A 15,378-nucleotide genomic window follows, 5' to 3' on the forward strand; every position below is an offset into this window, starting at 1 on the left:
TTCTCGGGTTGGCTTATTTGCGATGGAGGTGTCGGGTAACGGCTAGCGCGCGCCGCGCCGGAACAGCACCACTTCCACGGTCTGCAGCATGATCATCAGGTCGAACAACAGGCCTTGGTTCTTGACGTAGAACAGGTCGAACTTGAGTTTCTCGCCCGCGTCGTGCACCGAAGCGCCGTAGGGGTAACGCAGCTGGGCCCAACCGGTCAGCCCGGGCTTCACCGAATGGCGGACCGCGTAATACCGAAGCTGCTCATCCAGTTGGGCGACGAACTGCGGCCGTTCCGGGCGCGGGCCGACGAAGCTCATGTCGCCGCGCAAGACGTTGAACAGCTGCGGCAATTCGTCCAGGCGCGTGAGGCGGATGAAGGCGCCCACCCGCGTGACCCGGTTGTCGTTGGTGGAGGCCCAGCGGGCGACGCCGTCCGCCTCGGCGTCGGTGCGCATGCTGCGGAACTTGGCAAGCTCGAAGCTGCGTCCGCCCTCGCCCACCCGGGATTGGCGGTAGAGGATGGGCGCGCCCGATTCCAGCCCCACGCACAGCGCCACGACCAGCATCACCGGCCAGGCCACCAGCAACAACGCGCTGGCCGCGAGCAGGTCAAAGAAGCGCTTGCTCAGCCTTCGCGGCAGCGAGTGGTCGAACCCGCCGGAGAAGATCAACGAGGACGGATCGACCACGTTCAAATTCAGCAGGCCCGCCTCACGCTCGAAGAAGTCCGGCAAGGCGGTCAGCCGCACGCCCCGTTGAGCGCAGGCCAGCATGTCCTCCATCGGCAGCCCGCCGCGACGCTCGTCGGGTGCGATCACGATCTCGTGCACGTTGCGCGCGCGCACCGTTTCCCACAGCGGATCGCCCGACTCCACCCGCATCTCCTGGGCCACCACCACCGGCTGGCCCGGCAGCGGCACGAAGCCCTCGATGGTGAAGGATTCGCGGTCACTGCGCCGGCGCATGCAAGTGTTGATCAACTGGGCGTTGTAGCCCGCTCCCAGCACGAGCACGCGCCGCTTGAACAGCTCCGCGCCAAACAGGGTGCGGGTGAACATGCGGAACGCGTACACCGCGACGACGCCCAGCATCAGGGCGAGCAACAGCACACCGCGCCCGATGTACGCCCGCGGCACCAGGTAATAGATCACCAGCAGGGCGATGCCACCAAAGGCGAACGAGGCGATCAGTCGCAGTCCGAACTCCTTGCGGTCGAGCCTGCCGTGTTCGCTGTACAGGGCAAAGGCGGCCATCGATGCGGTCAACACCATCGCCACCAGCAAGGTGCGGAACGGTGCCGTCTGCACGAACATCGCCCGGCCTTCGGGCTCGCCGATAAAGCGCAGCCAGACGGCCGCGTTGACGCAAAGCAGGACGATCGCCAGCTCCATCAGCCACAGCCCCCGGATCACCCGCCGGGCGCGACTCGCCGAGATGCCTTTCATGGGCTTGCTGTCCGCTTCATGGCCTGTCCCCAACTGTCGTGGCACACCTTCAACAAACGCCAAGCTCGCCGGGACGCGGTCACGGGCGACCCGCTGGCCGCGATCCCGCAACGCCCGCGTTTAATCCAGAAGACCCACTTCCAGGACACCCACTTGATCAGCGATTTCAGGGACGGAGCGTGTCCGCAGCACGTCGACGCCGATCTGTGCATATTCGGGGCGGGTGCCGCCGGCCTCGCGATAGCCCGCGAGTTCCTCGGCACCGCGCAAAAGGTCTACGTCATAGAAAGTGGCGGCATGGAAGCGACCGAGCGCAACCAGTCCCTGTACGAGGGCACGTCGATCGGCAACCCGACCCTTGATCCCGCCACCGGAAGGATCCGGGTGTTCGGGGGCAGTTGCAGCCTCTGGGGCGGCGGCTGCGTCCCCGTCGAAGGGATGGACGCGCGTGACTGGATGACCCACAGCGGCTGGCCGGTCTCGCATGCCGAGCTGGAGCCCTATTACCTGCGGGCCTGCGGTTTCTGCGGCATTGATGGGGCGGACCTCGCCGAGGGCGGATTCCGCAACCAGCCCAGGATCGCCCCCCTGCCGTTTGATCCGGAAGTGCTGACCAACCACACCTGCATGGTCAGTTCCGTACAACCCGGCGCGACATACGGCCGGCAGTTCGCTCAGTCAAGCAATGTCCACGTCCTGCTGCACGCCAACCTGCTCGAACTGGAGGCCAGCGCCGACGGCGGTTCGGTCCTCGCCGCACGCATCAGCTCACTCGACGGGCAAACCAGCCGGATCCACGCCCGCCGGTACGTCCTGGCGTGCGGCGGCATCGAGAACGCCCGCCTGCTGCTGCTGTCGGACTCCGTGATGCCCAATGGCCTGGGCAACCAGCACGACCTCGTCGGCCGCTACTTCATGGACCACCCCAGTGGCAAGCTGGGGACGATCCGTACCGACACTCCGGAGACGCTCACCCGCGCCTACAACTGGGTCCCTTCGTCCAGTGACGTTCCGTCGCATCCGGAAATCTGCCTGTCCCCGCAGGCGCAACGCAAGCACCGGGTCCTTGCGGCGCGGGTGCGCGCTTTTGCCGTGGAAGAGACGGTACCGTCAGGCATCCAGGCGCTTCGCGAATTCCGCGCGGCGCTGAAGCCCCAACCGCAGGACGAAAGCGCCGAGCTGGCCCGGCGGCTGTCGACCCGCAACAACGGCGAGCAGTCGATCTTCCGGCCCCCACCCAGCCAGGGGCTGCCCCGGCTGGCGCTGCGCACCGCCCGCGGCAGCGCCGACATCGTCACCGCCTTCATCCGCAAGGTGTCGCGAAAGTCCACCGTCGCCAGTACCCGTGTCGATCTGATCGGTTTCTTCGAGCAGGCGCCGAACCCGGACAGCCGGATCACGCTCAGCGATGAGCTCGACGCTCTGGGCCAGCGCAAGGTCTGCGTTGACTGGCAACTGACCGAGCTGGATCACCGCACCCACCGCACCGCCGCCGCCCTGTTTGGCGAGGAGCTCGCCAAGTCGTGCGACGGCGTGTTCACGCTGGAACCCTGGCTGGAGAAGGACGGCGCCGGGTCTTCGCCACTGGCGGGCACCGCCCATCACCTGGGCACCACCCGCATGGACGACGATCCACGACGCGGCGTCGTCGATCGCCACTGCCGCGTGCACGGCGTGGACAACCTGCATATCGCCGGCAGCTCGGTATTTCCGGCAGCTGGCTGGGCCTTCCCGACACTGACCATCGTTGCCCTGGCCATCCGTCTGGCCGAGCGCCTGCAGGCGGAACTGGAGACCGGCGCGCAGGCAGAGCTGGTGAGCGAAAGCCGCTGAACCCAGTGAATACAGGCAACAAAAAAGCCACCCGAAGGTGGCTTTTTCGTCCGCGACTGCATTCAACCGTCGTCGCGTATTTGATTGGTGCGCCCGGAAGGATTCGAACCTCCGACCCCCAAGTTCGTAGCCTGGTGCTCTATCCAGCTGAGCTACGGGCGCGTAATCGGAAAATTATGACGATGAATCCAAAACCCGTCAATCCCAACCGATCGTGTTAAACAAAGATTGGCGGAGAGTGAGGGATTCGAACCCTCGATGGAGTTTAACCCCCATACTCCCTTAGCAGGGGAGCCCCTTCAGCCACTCGGGCAACTCTCCGCGGCCCACATCATTGATGCGGGCGGGAAGCATAACGGGTGATCGCCCCCGCGGCAAACCTTTTTGTCAGTCCGCCGGGTCTGTTACTTCTGCATCGGCACCTGTGTCGGCGTCTTCCCCGCGCTGGATGCGCTGGTAGATCTCCTCGCGGTGAACCGCGACGTCCTTGGGTGCGGTGATGCCGACGCGCACCTGATTGCCCTTCACGCCAAGCACGGTGACCGTCACCGAGTCGCCGATCATCAGGGTCTCGCCGACGCGTCGCGTCAGGATAAGCATTGTGAAATTCTCCTTGTGCCGGTGCATCGTGCACCGAAGCCATGCTCCCGGAACCCCGAAAACAGTCGCTACTGGGTAAACGACAATTATCGACTTGTCCGGACACTTGTCACAATGGAAAGAAGTCATGCACCGCGGCGCAAGTCAGGTCGCGGTCAGGAAAGTCGCCCGCGGACCCACTCGGCAACGCCTTCCAACACATGCGGCAAGGTCGGCAGGTCTTCGCCGCCACCCTGCGCCATGTCGGGACGCCCACCGCCCTTGCCATTGATCTGTTTTGCGACGTGGGAGAGCAATTCGCCGGCCTTGACCCGGCCCGCGGCGGCTCCGTTGACACCGGCGACGAGACTCACCTTGCCGTCCTTCGCGCCAGCGAGCACCACCACCATGTCGCCCAGCTGCTGACGCAGGCGGTCAAGCGCATCGCGAAGCGCCTTCGCATCGAAGCCTTCCAGGCGCACCGCCAGCACCTTGATGCCGTCCACGTCGACCGCGGAGCCGGCCAGATCCGCGGTCGCGCCGGAGGCAAGTTTGGCCTTCACGGCTTCCAGCTCGCGCTCCAGCTTCTTCTGCCGCTCCAGCACGCTGCGCACCTTGTCTGTGATGTCCGCAGGACTGCCACCCAGCAGGTGCGCCGCGTCGCGCAGGCGCTTCTCTTCGGCGTCGATGTGGTCCAGCGCGCCCTGCCCGGTCACCGCCTCGATGCGGCGAACGCCGGCGGACACGCCGCCCTCGGACAGGATCTTGAACACGCCGATGTCACCGGTGCGGCTGACGTGGGTACCGCCGCACAACTCGGTTGACGTCTCACCCATGCGCAGCACGCGCACCCGGTCACCGTACTTCTCGCCGAACAGCGCCAGCGCGCCAAACTCCAGCGCCTCGTCCATGCCCATCTGGTGCACTTCGGCCTCATGGTTGGCGCGGATCTCGGCGTTGACCTTGCGCTCGATGAGCGCCAGCTCGTCCGCCGTCACCGGCTGGAAGTGGGAGAAGTCGAACCGCAGCCGATCCGGGGCCACCAACGAGCCCTTCTGCAGGACGTGGGTACCGAGCACGTCGCGCAGCGCGGCATGCAGCAGGTGGGTGGCGGAGTGATTGAGCACGATCGCGCCACGGCGGGTCGCATCGATCTGCGCGTCCACCTTGTCGCCGACGCTGAGCGCGCCGCTGCGCAGCGTTCCCACGTGGCCGTGGAACTGGCCGCCGAACTTCACCGTGTCGCGCACGCCGAACATGGACCGGGTTGATGCGAGTTGCCCGGCGTCGCCCATCTGGCCGCCGCTCTCGGCGTAGAACGGCGTGTCGGCCAACAGCACGACCGCTTCCTCGCCGGCTTCGATCCGATCCAGGGAGCGGCCGTCGCGCAGCAGGCCAACGACTTCCAGGCCGTCGGCTTCCACGCAGTCGTAACCAAGGAAGCGGGTCGGCGAGAGTTGCGCCGCCAGCTCGGCCGGCATCGTGGCGGTGTTGCCGAACTTGCCGGCGGCGCGCGCGGTATCGCGCTGACGCTCCATGGCGGCGTCGAAGCCTTCCATGTCCACGGTCAGTCCCCGCTCGCGCGCGATATCGGCGGTGAGGTCGACCGGGAAGCCGTAGGTGTCGTACAGACGGAACGCGTCGGCGCCGGGAATGCTGCCGCCGGAACGGGCAGCCACTTCATCAAAGATCCGCATGCCGGCATCCAGCGTCTCGGCGAAACGCTCTTCCTCGGCCAGCAGCGCACGCTCGATCAGCCCGCGCTGGGCTTCCAGTTCCGGATACGCCTCGCCCATGGTCTCGATCAGCGGCTGCAGCATCGAATGGAAGAACGGCTGCTTCTGGCCCAGCATCCAGCCGTGGCGCAAGGCGCGGCGGATGATCCGGCGCAGCACGTAGCCGCGGCCCTCGTTGGAGGGCAACACGCCGTCCACGATCAGGAAAGCGCAGGCGCGGATGTGGTCGGCGATGACGCGCAGGGATTTGTTGTCCAGGTCCTGCGTGGCGGTCAGGCGTGCAGCGGCGGCAATCAGGTGCTGGAAGGTATCGATCTCGTAGTTGCCGTGCTTGCCCTGCAGGATCGCGGCCAGCCGCTCCAGGCCCATGCCGGTATCCACGCAGGGCGCCGGCAGTGGCGCCAGGCTGCCGTCGGGCTGGCGGTCGAACTGCATGAACACCAGATTCCAGATCTCGATGAAACGGTCACCGTCCTCATCCGGCGAGCCCGGCGGGCCACCGAAGTGCTGCTCGCCGTGGTCGTAGAAGATCTCGGTGCATGGCCCGCACGGCCCGGTGTCGGCCATCTGCCAGAAGTTGTCGGAGGCAAACGGCGCGCCCTTGTTGTCGCCGATGCGGATGATGCGGTCCTCGGGCACGCCGATCTCGTCGCGCCAGATGGCATAGGCCTCGTCATCGGTCTGGTACACGGTGACCAGCAGGCGCTGGGGGTCCAGGCCCCACACGTCGGTCAGCAGTTCCCAGGCCCACTTGATGGCCTCAAGCTTGAAATAGTCGCCAAACGACCAGTTGCCGAGCATCTCGAAGAAGGTGTGGTGGCGCGCGGTGTAACCGACCTGGTCCAGGTCGTTGTGCTTGCCACCTGCGCGCAGGCAGCGCTGGACGTCGGCCGCGCGCACGTAACCGGGCTTCTCGCTGCCCAGAAACACGTTCTTGAACTGAACCATGCCCGAGTTGGTGAACAGCAGCGTCGGATCATTGGCCGGAATCAGCGACGCCGACGGCACGATCGTATGCCCGCGCTCCCGGAAGAACTCGAGGAAATCGCGGCGGATCTGGTTGGAACTGGGCGGGTTGGAACGGGGCGGGTTGGAGCTGGACTTGGGAGCGTTCATGCCTGGCACGGGAAGTCGAAGGGCTGGCGCGTGGACTCGACGCCGGTCCGCGCAACCCTCTTAGCGTATCAGGGACGGGTTCAGCAGCCGAACGAATCGTCCGGATCAAAGCGCGTCGCGGCGCGGACCACCTCGCCGGAAAATCCCCGCCGCATAAGGGTGTCGGCGGCCTTGCGGCGCACCGCGATATCGTCGTGGATCGCGTCGCCATAACGGCGAGTGACCAGATCGCGGGCGTTCTCCACCCAACTGCCCTCGAAGGTATCCAGCGCCGCGGCGATCGCGTCATCGTCCAGGCCGTGCATGCGTAGCTCTGCGCGGATGTGGATCGGCCCGTAGCCGCTGCCGGTGCGGTTGCGGACCACGCTCTCGGCAAACCGGTTGTCATCCTGCCAGCCGGCGTCGGCGAGCTTGTCCACCGCCGCCTCGACCTCGCGCGCGTCCAGCCCGCGCGAGGTGAGCTTGGTGGTCAGTTCCTTGCGCGAATGTTCGCGCCGGGCCAGCAGGCCCAGCGCGCGTTGCAGCGGTGTGGCCGGCTCGCGCTTGCGTCGCCGGCCCGTCGTGCGGCCTGGTTCGGTATCGAACAGGCCTCCGCCGCCTTCATCGTTGGAGCTTTCGTCCTGCATTGCCCTGCATCGATCGGATCACGCGGCCCGATCAGACCTCGGCCTTGGCGCCCTTAGCCGGCTTGCCGACCTTGGCGTCCTTGGCATCCTCTTCGTCTTCCGTACCCGCCGCCGCGGCTTCCGCCTTGACGATCTCGATGGGCACCAGACGCTTGCGGATCTCGGCTTCCAGGCGCTCGGCCAGTTCGACGTTGTCCTTGAGGTACTGGCGGGCGTTCTCCTTGCCCTGGCCGATGCGCTCCTCGCCCATGCTGTACCAGGCGCCTGCACGCTCGACCAGCTTGGCCTCCAGGCCCATCTCGATCAGCTCGCCCTCGCGCGAGATGCCCTCGCCGTAGAGGATCTCGGTGATGACCTGCTTGAACGGCGGCGCCATCTTGTTCTTGACGACCTTGATGCGGGTCTGGTTGCCGATGATCTCATCGCCCTTCTTGACCGCGCCGATACGACGGATGTCCAGGCGCACCGAGGCGTAGAACTTCAGCGCGTTGCCGCCGGTGGTCACCTCCGGGCTCTGGCCCGGCATCATCTGGCCGATCTTGTGGCGCAGCTGGTTGATGAAGACCACCAGGGTGCCGGAGCGCTTGATGTTGCCGGTCAGCTTGCGCAGGGCCTGGCTCATCAGGCGGGCCTGCAGGCCGGGCAACTGGTCGCCCATCTCGCCCTCGATCTCGGCCCGTGGGGTGAGCGCGGCGACCGAGTCGATCACCACGATGTCCACCGCGGCGGAGCGCACCAGCATGTCGGCGATTTCCAGCGCCTGCTCACCGGTGTCGGGCTGCGAGAGCAGCAGGTCTTCAACATTCACGCCCAGCTTGGCGGCGTAGGTCGGATCGAGGGCGTGCTCGGCGTCGATGAACGCAGCGGTGCCGCCCATCTTCTGGCACTCGGCAATCGCCTGCAGGGTCAGGGTGGTCTTGCCGGAGGACTCCGGACCGTAGATCTCGACCACGCGGCCCTTGGGCAGGCCGCCGATGCCGAGCGCGATGTCCAGCATCAGCGAACCGGTGCCGATGACCTCGGCGGCCTCCACGACACGGTCGCCCATGCGCATGACCGAACCCTTGCCAAACTGCTTCTCGATCTGGCCCAAGGCCGCGGAAAGAGCGCGCTTTTTGTTCTCGTCCATTGGGGTTTTCCTTGTTGCCATCAGTGAATGAATCCAGCGTAGTGGGAGGCCGTCGCATACGCTGCGACCGCGACCGTGATTGGGAAATTAGGTGAGACGGCCATTGTCGGCCATCGGCGCGGCGCCGGTACGGCGGTCGGAAATAGCCTCATGCGTGCAACGGACAACCGGCAATGCGCAGGCTGCGGCACTACCGGCCCCGGCGAACGAGGCCGCAGTAAAGCCCTTCAATTGCGAAGTCCTGGTCGGGCATGACCTCGATGGGCTGGTAGTCCGGGTTGCGTGGCAGCAGCCGGATCCGGTCCTTGCCGATTTTCAGCAGCTTGACGGTGATTTCGTCGTCGATGCGGGCTACCACGATCTCGCCGCTGCGCGCCTCGGGGGTGCGGTGCACGCCGATCAGGTCACCATCGAAGATGCCCTCGTCGCGCATCGAGTCGCCCTGCACCTTGAGCATGTAATCCGGGGACGGGAAGAAGATGTTGCGGTCGAGCAGCACGTGCTCGTCCACGTTGGGGTCAGCGCCAATCGGCGCGCCCGCGGCGACCCGGCCGAGGACCGGCAACAGCAACGCGTCCTCCTCGCGCGAGCGGATGGTTGCGGAATCGACCGCGGAACCAACCCCGTCTACGCGGTCGTCATCGCCGCCCAGCAGCGCCAGGCCGGAGGATGTCAACCGCAGTCCGCGCGCCTTGCCCGGCAGGCGCTCGATCGCTCGCGCCTGCTCCAGCGCTTCCAGATGGTATTGCGCGGCGCGGACCCCGGAGAAGCCCATCGCGCGGGCGATCTCGGTCTGCGAGGGTGGCATGCCTTCGACCGCGATGCGGTCCGCGATCAGGGCAAGAATGGCGTGCTGGGTTTCGGTGAGTGCGTTCATTAGTAGTAATACTACTAACAAGCACTCACCCGTTACAAGTCAGCGAGCGGCAAAACCTATACCGCCAGATCCAGCAGCCCGTGCAGCGCCGCCGCCACCGTCTGCCGACGCACCGCATCGCGGTCGCCGTCAAAGTGGAACACCAGTGCCGTCGTGTAGCCGCCGCGCCGCTTCCAGGCGATCCACACGGTTCCGACCGGCTTGTCGTCCACGCCGCCGCCGGGGCCGGCGATACCGGTGACAGCGACCGCCAGGCTGGCACCGGAATGCACCAGCGCGCCCGACACCATCTCGATCGCTGTCTCCCGGCTGACCGCACCGTGCTCCTCCAAGGTGATCGCCTGCACGCCCAGCATCGCCTGCTTCGCCTCGTAACTGTAGGCAACCATGCCGCAGTCAAACCACTGCGACGAGCCGGGTATGTCGGTCAGGGTCTTGGCGATCCACCCGCCGGTGCAACTCTCCGCCGTGGCGAGGCGGTGGTGGTTCGCGCGGGCTGCCTCGCCCACCTGTCGGGCAAGGGCCTCAAGTGCCGCATCCGTTACGTCTTTGCTCATGGCGGCACTATACCGCCGGACAGCATCGGTCCGTGCGAGGCGCCCAGCCACCCAAAAAAAACCGCCGCCCGCATCGCTGCAGGCGGCGGTGCATTACACGTGGATCAGTAGCGCACGCGCAAGGTCATGCCGTACATCCGCGGCGCGCCCAGGAACGCGTTCCACGAGCCCGACTGGATCGGCGCATCGATGCCAACCTGCTTGTAGGTCTCGTTGGTCAGGTTCTGGCCCCACACCTCGACCATCCAGCGCTTGTCCTGCCGGCCCAGGCCCAGGCGCGCATTCACCAGGCCGAAACCGTCCTGCATCTTCTGCGGGTCCAGATCCGAGCCGGTGTTGAACTTGGACATGTACTTGCCGCCGATGTTGAAGCGGCCCAGCAGGTCGGAGCCCACATCCCACTCGTAGGTCACCGAGGCGTTGCCCGACCAGCGCGGTGCAAAGCTCATGGTGTTGCCCGGCAGCAGCGCCAGGTCCGGGTCGGGCAGCAGGTCGTTGCCGTACTCGGTCTGGGCGTAGGTCACGCCGCCCTGCATGGTCAGCCCGCGCATCGCGGTCTGCCACATCACGTCGGCCTCGACGCCCTGCGACACCACCTCGGGGATCGAGCGCACCACGAAGCTGGTACCCAGGAAGCTGTTGAGCTGGAAGTCGCTGTACTTCTGGTAGAACAGCGCCGCGTTGAACAGGAAGTTGCCGTCCATCCAGTTGGTCTTCAGACCCAACTCGTAGCTGTCCACGAACTCGCCCGGGAAGGACGTGTCATCCACCGGGGTGATGCCCTGCACGCCGCTGGACAGGCCGTTGGCCGACTGCACCCGGTCCAGGTTGAAACCGCCGGCCTTGTAGCCGCGTGCCGCCGAGCCGTAGGTCATCACGTCATCGGACCAGCTGTAGGCCAGCTTGAACGTGCCCGACCATTCCTTCTCGGTGCGCGACTGGGTGACGTCGCGGCCGTCGTGGGCGATGTTGGCCCACGGCAGGCACATGTAACCGGCGATGGACGGCGCAACCGCCGGCACCAGGCCCGCCAGCAACTGCTGCTGCAGCGCCGGCGGCAGGCTGCCGAAACCGTTGATGCGTCCGGCCAGCGCGCCGGCGACACGCGCCGCCGGGTTGGCCAGCGTCGCCCCGCACGCCGCGCTGCCGTTGGGGTTGTCGTAGAGGGTATGCAGCTTCTTCTTCTCGTGGGTGTAGCGCAGGCCCACGGTGATATCCAGCTGGTCGGTGGCGTGGAAGGTGTTGTTGGTGAAGATCGCCGTGCTCTTGGCGTTCTGGCGGTGCTCGTCCAGCGAGCCCAGGCCGCGGAAGTTGGTGCCGAACGGCTGGCCGCTGACCTGCGACAGGAACAGCGCCGGGTTGGATTGGTCCACCGTCAGGCCCAGCGGTGCCAGCTGCGCCGCCACCCCGCCCAGCACCTGGCTGCCGACCAGCGTGGACAGGTAAGGCTCATACGCCGGACCAAAGCGGTAGGAGTCGTTGCGGGTCAGGTCCTCGTCGGAATAGAACAGCCCGACCATCCAGTCCACCCGGTCGCTGGAACCGGTCATGCGCAGTTCCTGGCTGAAGGTCTCGAACCGGGTCAGCGACTCGTCCTCGTCCGGCGCGCGGTAGAGGATGTCGGCCGCGCTGTAGTCGAAGTCCAGGCCGTTGATGGCCTTCCAGTCGCGCATCGAGGTCACCGAGCTGATGGTCGCGCCATTGGCCCACGGCGACACCCAGTCGATGTTCATCGCCACGCCCTTGTCCTTCAGGTCCTGGGTGGTCGGGCGGTTGGCGTAGCCCAGTCGCCGGTCCAGGTCGACCACCGGGATCACGCCCTCGCCGCCCGGGGTCAGCGCGTTGATGATTGCCGCCGTCGGCCCGCGGTCGGTGGTCACGGTGATGCAGCAATTCTCTTCGCGGCTGCTGAAGTCGCCGACGAAATTGATCGACAGGTTGTCGGTCGGCTCCAGCAACAGCTGGCCGCGGAAGGTGTGGTAGTTCTGGTCCCCGTCGTCATCCTCGGTGCGCGGCCCGGCGCCAAACTTCACATCGTCCACGCCGTCGCGCTTGCGCTTGCTGGCAAACACGCGGAACGCCGCGTTCTCGCCCAGCGCATCGTTGTAGGCACCGGATACACCGAACAGGCCGTAGTTGCCGACGGTGATCTCGCCCTCCGCGCTCTGGGTGTAGCTGGGGCGGCGGGTGATCACGTTGATCACGCCGGCCGAGGTGTTCTTGCCGAACACCGTGCCCTGCGGGCCCTTCAGCACCTCGATGCGCTCCACCTCGCCCAGGTCGCCGAAACCGACGCTGTTGCGCGAGCGGTACACGCCGTCGATGACGATGCCGACCGAGGACTCCAGCCCGGCGTTGTCACCCACCGTGCCGATGCCGCGGATGCGCGCGGTGGTCTGCGCCGCGCTCTGGGTGCTGGTCACGGTCAGGCCGGGCACCAGCACCTGCATGTCCTTGATGTCGTGCACGCCCGCGTCCTGCAGCAATTGCTCATCGAGCACGTTGATCACGATCGGTACGTCCTGCAGCGCTTCCTCGCGCTTCTGCGCGGTAACCGTGATGCCCGAAAGCGTGGTGGCGCGCTGCTCCGGCGCATCCCCGCGGGCTTCCTGCGCCATTGCCGGCGCAGAGGCCAGCGAGGCCAAAGCCGACAGAACCGCGACGGCGAGCAATGCGCGTGCTGGCTGAACTACTTCCATGGTGTCCCCTCCCGGATGGGTAGCAATAAAAACAGTGGCGCGGGACGCCCCTGCAGCTGACCGGACGTGGGGGACTCCGGTCACAAAAGCCGCGCTTGATGCCCGCAGGTGGAAGCTAGCACGTTCCATACGCAATGGAACTGTGTCGCAGTTTGGCGGTGACGCGTTCCTTAAACGCCCATCCGCTAAAGCCGACCGTCCACCGCCTCCCGCGGCAGCACGTACTTCACGTCATAGATGACCGAGTCGGGCTTGCCAAATGCGCGGACCCCGTCCGCTCCCAGCTCGCGGAACTCGTCATGGCCCACCGCCACGATCATCGCATCGTACGTGCCGTGCTCGGGGGCGACCATCACCAAACCGTATTCTTCCAGTGCGTGCGCGGCGTCGACCCATGGGTCGCAGATGTCGACCTGGGCGTTGTACCCCTTGAGGCCGGCAACGATGTCCACCACGCGCGTGTTGCGCAGGTCCGGGCAGTTCTCCTTGAACGCCAGTCCGAGGATCAGGATGCGCGCGCGAACCGGATTGATGCCCTTGTGGACCAGCAGGCGGATCACTTCGCTGGCCACATACGCGCCCATGCCGTCGTTGGTGCGGCGTCCGGCGAGGATGACGTCGGGGTGATGGCCCACTTCCTGGGCTTTGTGTGTCAGGTAATACGGATCCACGCTGATGCAATGGCCGCCCACGAGCCCGGGCCGGAACGGCAGGAAGTTCCATTTCGTCCCGGCCGCTTCCAGAACCTCAAGCGTGTCGATGCCGAGCTTGTTGAACAGGATCGCAAGATCATTGACCAGCGCGATGTTGAGGTCGCGCTGGGTGTTCTCGATCACTTTGGCGGCCTCGGCCACCTTGATGCAGCTGGCCTTGTGGGTGCCCGCGGTGATGACGCTCGCGTACAGCGCGTCGATGAAGTCCGCCGCTTCGGGCGTGGATCCCGATGTGACCTTGAGGATGTTGGTCACCCGATGCGCCTTGTCGCCGGGGTTGATGCGCTCGGGCGAATAGCCTGCGTAGAACACCCCTGTGCCAGCCGGAGGCGAAGCGCCAACGCTGGATTCGCTGGCGAATCGCAAGCCCGACAAGCGTTCCAGGATAGGCACGCAGACCTCTTCGGTGCAGCCGGGGTAAACGGTCGACTCGTAGATCACGGTATCGCCGTCGCGCAGGACGCTGCCAATCGCTTCGCTGGCCGCGATCAGTGGCGTCAGGTCGGGCCGCTTTGCGGCGTCAATGGGCGTAGGCACGGTGACGATGTAGACATTGCAGGAGTCGACGTCTTCCAGCCTCGTGGTGAAGCGCAACCGGGAGGCCGATGCCAGCAACTCGGGTTCCACTTCCAGCGTGCTGTCGTGGCCGGCAGCCAAGGCTTCCACCCGTCCGGCATGCGTGTCGAATCCGACCGTGTCGTACTGCTTGCCGAATTCCACCGCCAGCGGCAGGCCGACATACCCCAGACCCACGATGGCGATGTTCGCCGTGTCCAGCGCGAAGCGATGCTGCATGTCCGATTCCCCGAAAGGCGCGCCGAGTGCACGCTGTGCCGCAAATGATTATGCGTCACCTCACAAACGGCATCAGTGCCACCGTTCCGGCCACCTGCACGAGCGCACGCAACCACGCGAACAGAAATGCAAAAAGCCCCGGCTGGGCCGAGGCTTTGCATCTGGTGCCGCAAGGCGGAATCGAACCGTCGACCTACTGATTACGAATCAGTTGCTCTACCAACTGAGCTATTGCGGCAAAGAGGCGGAATTGTAGGCGTCCGCTTGGACCGGGTCAAACCGGCGAGTGCCGCACGCGTGCTGTGGCGACCCGTTACCGGCTGCGCGCTACGCCTTCAGCGGCCGCAGCTCCTTGGGCAGCGCGAACACCATGTTTTCCGGCTCGCCCTTGAGGTCCATCAGCTTATCGGCGCCCAATTCGCGCAGGCGGTCGATCACCCCCCGCACCAGCACCTCCGGCGCGGAGGCGCCCGCGGTGATACCGATCTTGCGGCGTCCGACCAGCCAGTCCGGGTTGATCTCGTCGGCGCCGTCGATCAGATGGGCTTCCACGCCCTCGCGATCGGCCAGTTCGCGCAGGCGGTTGGAGTTGGAGCTGTTGACCGAGCCCACCACCAGCACCAGGTCGCACTCGCGGGTAAGGTCGCGCACGGCGTCCTGGCGGTTCTGGGTGGCGTAGCAGATGTCGTCCTTCTTCGGCCCCTGGATCAGCGGAAAGCGCTCGCGCAGCGCGTCGATGATCGCCCGGGTGTCATCCACCGACAGCGTGGTCTGGGTGGTGTAGGAGACGTGCTCGGGCTGCTCGATGTGAAGGGTGTCGACGTCCTCCAGGTTCTCGACCAGGTAGATCCGGCCGCTGGTGTCGCTCGCCTTCCACTGGCCCATGGTGCCCTCCACTTCCGGATGCCCGGCGTGGCCGATCAGCACCATGTCGCGGCCGGCGCGGCACTCGCGGCTGACTTCCAGGTGCACCTTGGTCACCAGCGGGCAGGTCGCGTCGAATACCTTCAGCCCGCGACGGTCGGCCTCGGCGCGCACCGCACGCGAGACGCCGTGGGCGCTGAAGATCACCGTTGCGCCGTCGGGCACTTCGTCGAGCTCTTCGACGAACACCGCGCCGCGTTGCTTGAGGTCGTCGACGACGAACTTGTTGTGCACGACTTCGTGGCGAACGTAGATCGGCGCGCCGAACAGTTCCAACGAGCGGTTGACGATCTCGATGGCGCGGTCGACGCCGGCGCAGAAGCCCCGGGGGTTGGCAAGAATCAGGTCCATGCCGTT

At 66.0% G+C, this 15,378-nt stretch carries 11 protein-coding genes and 3 tRNA genes; 1 reads left to right on the forward strand and 13 read right to left on the reverse strand.

Annotated elements, in window-relative coordinates; all coding sequences use genetic code 11:
• Positions 1-42: 42 nt before the first annotated feature.
• A complete protein-coding gene (locus tag INQ42_RS08410; protein ID WP_194033883.1) occupies positions 43-1,437 on the reverse strand; it encodes a TIGR03013 family XrtA/PEP-CTERM system glycosyltransferase in 1,395 nt (464 codons plus the stop codon).
• Between the two features lie 18 nt (positions 1,438-1,455).
• Between INQ42_RS08410 and INQ42_RS08415 the strand changes: the two genes are divergently transcribed.
• Positions 1,456-3,270: a GMC oxidoreductase gene (locus tag INQ42_RS08415; RefSeq protein ID WP_228064322.1), complete on the forward strand. Its 1,815-nt coding sequence runs from the start codon at positions 1,456-1,458 to the stop codon at positions 3,268-3,270.
• An 85-nt stretch (positions 3,271-3,355) separates the two neighbouring features.
• Here INQ42_RS08415 and INQ42_RS08420 read toward each other — a convergent pair.
• The 12 genes from INQ42_RS08420 to ispH all read right to left on the reverse strand — a co-directional run bounded on the left by INQ42_RS08420 (position 3,356) and on the right by ispH (position 15,372).
• Positions 3,356-3,432 (reverse strand) — tRNA-Arg (locus tag INQ42_RS08420).
• A gap of 67 nt (positions 3,433-3,499) precedes the next feature.
• Positions 3,500-3,591, reverse strand: a tRNA-Ser gene (locus INQ42_RS08425).
• A gap of 66 nt (positions 3,592-3,657) precedes the next feature.
• Positions 3,658-3,870: a carbon storage regulator CsrA gene (gene csrA, locus INQ42_RS08430; protein ID WP_194033884.1), complete on the reverse strand. Its 213-nt coding sequence runs from the start codon at positions 3,868-3,870 to the stop codon at positions 3,658-3,660.
• Between the two features lie 155 nt (positions 3,871-4,025).
• Positions 4,026-6,701, reverse strand: a complete 2,676-nt coding sequence (gene alaS / locus INQ42_RS08435) for an alanine--tRNA ligase (RefSeq protein WP_194033885.1) — start codon at positions 6,699-6,701, stop codon at positions 4,026-4,028.
• Between the two features lie 80 nt (positions 6,702-6,781).
• Entirely contained in the window at positions 6,782-7,288 is a 507-nt protein-coding gene (gene recX / locus INQ42_RS08440) for a recombination regulator RecX (protein WP_407070807.1), read from the reverse strand.
• A gap of 70 nt (positions 7,289-7,358) precedes the next feature.
• Complete coding sequence (gene recA, locus INQ42_RS08445; protein ID WP_228062459.1) at positions 7,359-8,456, reverse strand: recombinase RecA; 1,098 nt, start codon at positions 8,454-8,456, stop codon at positions 7,359-7,361.
• Between the two features lie 190 nt (positions 8,457-8,646).
• A complete protein-coding gene (lexA, locus tag INQ42_RS08450) occupies positions 8,647-9,333 on the reverse strand; it encodes a transcriptional repressor LexA (RefSeq protein WP_194033887.1) in 687 nt (228 codons plus the stop codon).
• Positions 9,334-9,389: 56 nt separating this feature from the next.
• A complete protein-coding gene (locus tag INQ42_RS08455) occupies positions 9,390-9,890 on the reverse strand; it encodes a CinA family protein (protein ID WP_194033888.1) in 501 nt (166 codons plus the stop codon).
• A 104-nt stretch (positions 9,891-9,994) separates the two neighbouring features.
• Complete coding sequence (locus INQ42_RS08460) at positions 9,995-12,589, reverse strand: TonB-dependent receptor (protein WP_194033889.1); 2,595 nt, start codon at positions 12,587-12,589, stop codon at positions 9,995-9,997.
• 185 nt (positions 12,590-12,774) lie between these two features.
• Entirely contained in the window at positions 12,775-14,097 is a 1,323-nt protein-coding gene (tviB, locus tag INQ42_RS08465) for a Vi polysaccharide biosynthesis UDP-N-acetylglucosamine C-6 dehydrogenase TviB (RefSeq protein ID WP_194033890.1), read from the reverse strand.
• A 162-nt stretch (positions 14,098-14,259) separates the two neighbouring features.
• Positions 14,260-14,335, reverse strand: a tRNA-Thr gene (locus tag INQ42_RS08470).
• A gap of 89 nt (positions 14,336-14,424) precedes the next feature.
• Positions 14,425-15,372, reverse strand: a complete 948-nt coding sequence (ispH, locus tag INQ42_RS08475) for a 4-hydroxy-3-methylbut-2-enyl diphosphate reductase (RefSeq protein WP_194033891.1) — start codon at positions 15,370-15,372, stop codon at positions 14,425-14,427.
• Positions 15,373-15,378 lie beyond the last annotated feature (6 nt).

Source organism: Lysobacter avium (assembly GCF_015209745.1).
In the GTDB taxonomy this organism is placed as follows: domain Bacteria; phylum Pseudomonadota; class Gammaproteobacteria; order Xanthomonadales; family Xanthomonadaceae; genus Novilysobacter; species Novilysobacter avium.

Coding starts and splice junctions, on each gene's coding strand:
- INQ42_RS08410 (WP_194033883.1), bottom strand. CDS start 1,437: ATGAAAGGCATCTCGGCGAGTCGCGCCCGGCGGGTGATCCGGGGGCTG.
- INQ42_RS08415 (WP_228064322.1), top strand. CDS start 1,456: ATGGCCTGTCCCCAACTGTCGTGGCACACCTTCAACAAACGCCAAGCT.
- csrA (WP_194033884.1), bottom strand. CDS start 3,870: ATGCTTATCCTGACGCGACGCGTCGGCGAGACCCTGATGATCGGCGAC.
- alaS (WP_194033885.1), bottom strand. CDS start 6,701: ATGAACGCTCCCAAGTCCAGCTCCAACCCGCCCCGTTCCAACCCGCCC.
- recA (WP_228062459.1), bottom strand. CDS start 8,456: ATGGACGAGAACAAAAAGCGCGCTCTTTCCGCGGCCTTGGGCCAGATC.
- lexA (WP_194033887.1), bottom strand. CDS start 9,333: ATGAACGCACTCACCGAAACCCAGCACGCCATTCTTGCCCTGATCGCG.
- INQ42_RS08455 (WP_194033888.1), bottom strand. CDS start 9,890: ATGAGCAAAGACGTAACGGATGCGGCACTTGAGGCCCTTGCCCGACAG.
- INQ42_RS08460 (WP_194033889.1), bottom strand. CDS start 12,589: ATGGAAGTAGTTCAGCCAGCACGCGCATTGCTCGCCGTCGCGGTTCTG.
- tviB (WP_194033890.1), bottom strand. CDS start 14,097: ATGCAGCATCGCTTCGCGCTGGACACGGCGAACATCGCCATCGTGGGT.
- ispH (WP_194033891.1), bottom strand. CDS start 15,372: ATGGACCTGATTCTTGCCAACCCCCGGGGCTTCTGCGCCGGCGTCGAC.